Raw genomic sequence first — 6,363 nt, 5'->3', positions numbered from 1 at the left:
TGGCATTCTCAGCCAACCAATTGTGATTTTTCCCGAACCCAACACTGTGCGAACGATGAAAAATCCGGTATGGTTCGCCAAGCTTGTCCAGAAACTCCTGAGTTCCATCAACACTGCCATCATTTGCAATCAAAACTTCAAATGAAATCGACTCGTCTAAAGTGGCTTCCAGCTTGGAAAGGCATTTTTGAGTAAGTGCCAATTGGTCACGGACGCTTATTAAAATACTGACTTTGGGCATCATGCAAAGATCTGATCAAAGGAAGATTTTAACTTTTGACAATTCACTTTTGCCGAAAACTGCTCATTTGCACGGGAAAATGCGTTTTTACGAACCTGAATAAATTTATCGGGATTCGTATAAAATTCTTCTAACAAGACTGACCAAGAACTCGATTTATAAGGATCAAGAGAATAGCCAGATTCTTGGTCTGTAAAAGCTTCGGAACTCCCAGCACGATTTGAGGCAAGAACTAACAATCCACAGGACATGGCTTCAGGTATCACATTAGGGATGCCATCCCGATCGCCATTAGATGCAATAACGCCGGGAAAAAGCAGGGCATCACTTTTACCGTAACATGAGATAATTTGATCCTCAGGACAATGCCCATGTAGGCACACAAAACGATCGAGATGCGTGCGGGATAGTTCAATAGTCAATTCTTTCTTCAAGGGACCGTCACCCAAAATATCGAGAGTAAAAGGAACTTCCCGGGCTCTTAGATCTTCTAGGATTTTCAGGAGTAAAAAATAGCCTTTTTTTTCAACTAATCGTCCAACACTTACAAGGCTAAGAGATTCTTTACGAACAAGCGAAAAATCTGTACGGACAGGCATGGGATTCAAGCTTCGATGGATGAGAATTAATCGATTCTGATCAACACCTACATCCGTTAATCTTCGGGCAGTTGAAACTGAAGAAGTTCTTACCCTCACAGCCCGCTTTAGTTTCAAACTCAACAACCAGTCTCCTTGATGTCGAAAAACATCATAGGCATGAGCACCCATCGAGTAAGGGACATCGGTGAGTATATGTAAACCAAGTGCTGCAGTGGCTGGCATGGTTGCCCAAACTGCGTGAATTCGTCGATATTTTAATCTCTCAAATTTCTTGGCCTCAACCAATGCATAAGCCAAACCCAAAAAAGTTTCATTCCAATTTTGAAAGTTCGGACAGGTGGAGGACCATAAATGGGTGAGAATATTTTTAAAAGCCTTAGGTTTTCTCCATGCCCAATAAGGAATCCAAGCAAAAAGAAAAAAAAGCCGGGAAATTGAAAAAAGCCTGATCTCTCTGCCTTCCCATAAGCATTGGCCTTTCCAGATGGAAAAAAGATCAGGTGTAAATCCAAGTTTCTTTAATTCTCTTAACTCCCGACGAACAAAAGTTTCGGTAAGACGAGGAAATGTGGCGTATAAAAAAGCTGAATCACTCAACACAAAAAACTTTTAATGCGAATAAAATTTTACAGATCAAGGGACTCTCAGTTAAAAGTCAGGAATTCCCTGAAGGTGCATTCGACTTAGTCGAATTACTTACGCCATTCAACTCGGAATCTGTATTTATCTCCCGTTCATCTGTCCCTCCATCAACCACTGGGTAAAAATCAAAGGCGAGTTTAATCTCAGCTGCTTGAGCTGTTTTCTGACCGTTCACTAAAATCTCACCCGAAAAACAAGCGAGAGGATGCCTGATTCTTGATACTTTTACAGACATGGAAAGTACATCGCCAGGTTTACAAATACGACGGCATTTAATCCCGTCGCATGCAGTAAAAAAGATGGAATCAGGCTTAACTTTTCGAGACAAAGCAGGGTGGGTACCCTGAAGAAGAAAAAATACGCACATCTGCCCGAGAGCCTCGATCATGATCGATGCAGGAAAAACAGGCTGTTCTTTGAAGTGACCCTCTAAAAAATATTCGTTCCCAGTAATCTTATAATCCCCACGCACATCCTCTCCATCAATAGTAACTGACTCAAGAAAAAGAAAGGGTTCTCTATGGGGCATGATCGATGCAACTTCTTCAATTCTAAATGTTTTAGAACGATTGGGAGGCTCAACTCCACGAACCTTGGCATCCAAGTATTGTTTAACATCTCCCAAGGTTCGAAGGTCTTTAAGTTCTTCATTGTCGATGCTTACTTGGAGTGTTTGCTCAACGAGCATAACAATTTCCAACATAGTCAAAGAATCTAAGCCCAGGTCCTCATAAAGTCGTAGAGAATCATCAGAGTTTTTAAAAACTACTCGCTGATCAGGCTCAAGGTGACGGTCAATAATCCCAAGAACAATTGGTTCGATCTTAGCGATATCCTTATTTTCCCGGAAAGATAAAGCAGCACTTAGCGTTTCCGAAGAGCATCTTTTTAAAAGCTCAGATAACTCATTTTTTAGAACAATTGATTCAGGTTCGTTCATGAGTTAAGGAAAATGGGGATGAGAATTGTCATCTGTTAAACAATATGGTTGTAATGGCTCTTTAACATGAGCAAATCTGACCAAACGAGCAAACCTAAACCTGTCATCCTTACCTGTGCCCAACCTACTGGCCAATTGACTTTGGGTAATTACTTAGGAGCTGTGAGAAACTGGTCTGATATGCTCGATGATTATGAATGTTTTTTTGGTATCGTTGATCTGCACGCAATTACCGTTCCTCCCAAGCCCTCTGATCTTCGTCAAAATGTTTACTCATGCATTGCCCAATACATTGCCTGCGGATTGGACCCCAAAAAATGCCACCAATTCGTACAATCCCATGTTATTGGACATACTGAACTCGCCTGGATTCTTACCTGTATGACTCCGATCGGTGAGTTGCAGAGAATGACACAATTCAAAGACAAAGCAGCCAAGCTCGGATTCAAGGTAGCGGAGGAAAAAGGTTCGGATGATGTAAAATTTACTCACGAGGGAGTGCGGGCACAGGCTTCCATTAATGCCGGACTTCTCTGCTATCCGGTACTCATGGCTGCAGATATTCTATTGTACAACGCAGAACTTGTACCTGTGGGGGAAGATCAACGCCAACATTTGGAACTCTGCCGTGACTTGGCCGGACGCTTTAATCAAAAATATTCAGAAACTTTTAAAATACCTGAACCCTATGTTCCGAAAACTGGTGCTCGTATCATGTCCCTGTCTGATCCAATGCATAAAATGTCAAAATCTGATAAAAATGAAAAGGCTACGATCTTTGTACTCGATAAACCTGAACAAATTAAGAAAAAAATTGGATCTGCGGTCACAGATTCGGAAGCAGAAATAAAAGCGAATTCCACAAAACCTGGTGTCTCTAACTTGCTTACTATCCACTCCTCTTTATCCGGAGAAAGTATCAATGACCTGGAGTCCCATTTCCTGGGAAAAGGATATGGAGAACTAAAAGCTGAAGTCATTGAATTACTTACAGAAAACCTCCGACCGGTCCGTGAATCTTATCATGAATTGATCAAGGATAAAAATTATTTGGATTCTGTTCTCAAGGAAGGTGCTCAGGCTGCTCAAAAAAGAGCGTATAAAATTCTTTCCAAAGTTAGCAGAAAGATTGGTTTGACTGAACGGGCAAGGAATTAAGCCGTGCTCACCGAATTTTTGGCTTGGTTTTAATTAAAAAAAACAACATTACATCCAATGGTGAAAGGTTGATGGATTACGATCTAGAAAATGAAAACGATGGACTCGGCAAAGGGCCATTTTATGGGGCGGCTGCCTTCCTGTTTCTAATCATTGCCCTCTTTGCTTTCGTTACTCTGAAAGAACAAGGTACTTTGGGGCATTGGGAAATTGCATCTTGTTTACTTGGTACAGGGTTAATATCCATCCTCCTTTTCCTCCCTCACTTTTTGGCAGGCATTATCGACCGCATCGAAGAAAAAAATACCCAAACAGACTCAGATCTAGCAAGCAAAGCATTTTACGAATTGAAAGAAGTACGCTCCGAACTTGATGCATTGGCGGTCAAGGTCGACAAGGTACCCACATTGGTCGATAAAATAGTATCTGATTCCCCGCTTCAACAAGCCGAGCAATCCCCAGATACCCTCATCGAAAAGCTTACTAATTTAGAAAATCAAATTAATTCTAAGCTCGATCGAATTGAGGAGGCCAGCTTAACTCAACCCCTTATTTCTGAAAACGATAGCGACCTTAACGAAGTCAAAGAGACTCTCGGAAAACTGATTGATAAAGTTGGCTTACTTCAAGAAAAAGTTGATTTCATTGCAGATAGCCCTCAAGGCAAGACCCCCATTGAAAAGGATCCGATTGTTAAAGAAAAGATTACTGAAGAAGTAGAACAGACAGCTATCGAAGAGGTTGATTTTGATTTAAACTCCGACGATAAATTGATTGAACCATCTATTGAAGAAGCAAATACACTCAAAGAAGAGGAAGAAGAACCCGAAATCTTGCCGGATGATATTTCGAACGATCAAATAGAAGATCCAAAGGAAGAAACTCTTGAATTAATAGAGGATGAAGTAGAAGAAGAGCCTGTACTGGACCCAGATATTGAACCAGAACATCTTGAAAAAATTGACTCCTTGCCAGAACCAGAGAGGGAAGACGAATACCCAGGGCAAACGATTACTCAGAAAGAACCTGAATTCGTGGAAAAGGATGTAGAGGAAAACTTGCCTAAAGAATTAGATCTTGGGCTACCTGACCCTGAAGAAACATTGCGTAAAGTAGATGCCCTATTAGCTGGAGAAGAGAGTTCTTTAAATGTCGATAAACCTGAAACCTCTAAGGAAAATAAAGAAAATAGTGGGCCCACCACAGTGGTAGCTAATGTAATGATTGGTATTGGTAATAAACCATATTTGCGGGGTGAGGGACCTGGGCTTAGTTGGGACGAAGGTGTATCTATGAATTTCATAGAAATCGGAAAATGGGCATGGTCTTCACCCAGAAAAAATGCTTCTTTAATTGTACAGGTGTATCGGAACGATCAAGATCCTGACAAAGGCGGTAAGATAGAGGTAAAGCCTGGTCAAAAGTTGGAAATCACACCGGACTTTTCTTAGAAGAGAGAAGATGGGTACGACCCGTCAGCAATTAATTGTTTGATCGAATTGACCACCAATTCCTTGTCTTCCCGGTAAGTCACCCCCATCCATTGACAGGAGGCAAGATTGGCCTGAATGTCAGCCCGACCCGACTTGATCCATTGATCCACCGCTGTGGGCAAGTAGAACTCATCGTTTATTAAATCCTGTGATGTCTCAAGAAAGTCTTTCAATTCACCCTCCAGAGCGGGGAAAACGGTTTGGGGAAAGGCCCATACATTCATCGATACAGTTTCCTCCCCAGAAAGAAAAAGAGACTCGCTCCGAGAATTTTTACCGGAAATTCTACTTTCAGAGTGGGCAATGCCTGACCATTCCTCAACCGAGTGCAAGTTACCCTCTTTAATCTTGCAAATCCCCCGGCTAACTGAGCCGTTTGAGGAAAGAGTTTCCTTCAAAAGATACCCCACCATGGATCCTATCATCTTTCCATCTGAGGAACCGAAATCTACAAAAGAAGAAATCGAATCGATTAAGGCAGAAAACGTGGCGGCACCATAAAAATCATCCGCATTGATTACGGCAAATGGACTACCTGCCAACACAGTGCGGGCGCACCAAACTGCATGTCCTGTCCCCCATGGCTTTTCCCGGTGGATCAAAATATCTGTACCTTCAGGAAGGTCATCCACTTTCTGGTAGGCATATTCAACCTCCATCTTATTTGCGTACTTCCTTCCAACCTGTTGATCAAAAACCTCCTGCATTTCTTGACGAATCAAAAAAACAACCCGTGAAAATCCGGCCTTTCTCGCATCGTACAAGGAATAATCCATTAAGGTTTCTCCATTAGGACCAATGGGATCGACCTGCTTTAGACCACCATACCGACTACCCATTCCGGCAGCCAGTACGAGCAAAGATGAGGAGGGCTGATTAGAAGTCATTTCTTAATGCAAAGGATAAATAGTCAAGAATCTGAGTAGTGCTCACAGCCTCTTGTCCGTGCTGCCTGGCCAGTACTTCGGCCGCACGACCATGCCAAAGTGCACCAAGCGCCGTACAGTCCACAAGTGAGCGTCCACCCCGTGCCATCAACGACCCAATGATACCACTGAGTAAATCTCCACTTCCTCCACGTGCTAACAGAGAAGTTCCGGAAAATAAATGAAGAACGGATCCCATGAAACGAACTTGTGAATGTGGACCTTTTCTCAGGATCACCCCAGGAAAGTCGGCAAGATATTCTTCTACCTCCTTTTTTCCCGATATTCGCTTAAGTTCTCCTTCATGGGGTGTGAGGACGAATCGATCCTTATTTTCACAGGAATCAATAATTTCCGGACG

7 protein-coding genes are annotated in these 6,363 nt (G+C 42.4%); 2 read left to right on the top strand and 5 right to left on the bottom strand.

Features of this window, described 5'->3' with window-relative positions; translation table 11 throughout:
- From ACKPQ4_RS03540 to ACKPQ4_RS03530, 3 genes are all read right to left on the bottom strand, one after another.
- A partial coding sequence (locus ACKPQ4_RS03540; RefSeq protein WP_407679833.1) for a glycosyltransferase family 2 protein occupies nucleotides 1-244 on the bottom strand: 244 nt, incomplete at its 3' end.
- The gene (locus tag ACKPQ4_RS03535) at nucleotides 241-1,440 is read right to left on the bottom strand and encodes a glycosyltransferase (RefSeq protein WP_407679832.1); all 1,200 of its coding nucleotides are present in this window, start codon (nucleotides 1,438-1,440) and stop codon (nucleotides 241-243) included. The genes ACKPQ4_RS03540 and ACKPQ4_RS03535, both read right to left, overlap by 4 nt.
- Before the next feature lie 58 nt (nucleotides 1,441-1,498).
- On the bottom strand, nucleotides 1,499-2,425 hold the full coding sequence (locus ACKPQ4_RS03530) for a phosphopantetheine-binding protein (RefSeq protein ID WP_407679831.1): 927 nt from the start codon (nucleotides 2,423-2,425) through the stop codon (nucleotides 1,499-1,501).
- A 66-nt stretch (nucleotides 2,426-2,491) separates the two neighbouring features.
- Between ACKPQ4_RS03530 and trpS the strand changes: the two genes are divergently transcribed.
- Nucleotides 2,492-3,583, top strand: coding sequence for a tryptophan--tRNA ligase (gene trpS, locus ACKPQ4_RS03525; protein ID WP_407679830.1), 1,092 nt, complete (start codon nucleotides 2,492-2,494; stop codon nucleotides 3,581-3,583).
- 71 nt (nucleotides 3,584-3,654) lie between these two features.
- Entirely contained in the window at nucleotides 3,655-5,034 is a 1,380-nt protein-coding gene (locus ACKPQ4_RS03520; protein WP_407679829.1) for a hypothetical protein, read from the top strand.
- On the opposite strand, the gene ACKPQ4_RS03515 is transcribed toward ACKPQ4_RS03520, so the two are convergent.
- The gene (locus tag ACKPQ4_RS03515) at nucleotides 5,031-5,963 is read right to left on the bottom strand and encodes a nucleotidyltransferase family protein (protein WP_407679828.1); all 933 of its coding nucleotides are present in this window, start codon (nucleotides 5,961-5,963) and stop codon (nucleotides 5,031-5,033) included. The genes ACKPQ4_RS03520 and ACKPQ4_RS03515 overlap by 4 nt on opposite strands.
- A partial coding sequence (locus ACKPQ4_RS03510; protein WP_407679827.1) for an NAD(P)H-hydrate dehydratase occupies nucleotides 5,953-6,363 on the bottom strand: 411 nt, incomplete at its 5' end. The genes ACKPQ4_RS03510 and ACKPQ4_RS03515, both read right to left, overlap by 11 nt.

This window comes from Candidatus Chordibacter forsetii (assembly GCF_964187505.1).
Lineage (GTDB): Bacteria > Verrucomicrobiota > Verrucomicrobiia > Opitutales > Seribacteraceae > Chordibacter > Chordibacter forsetii.
This window is presented reverse-complemented; position numbering and strand designations above follow the sequence as displayed.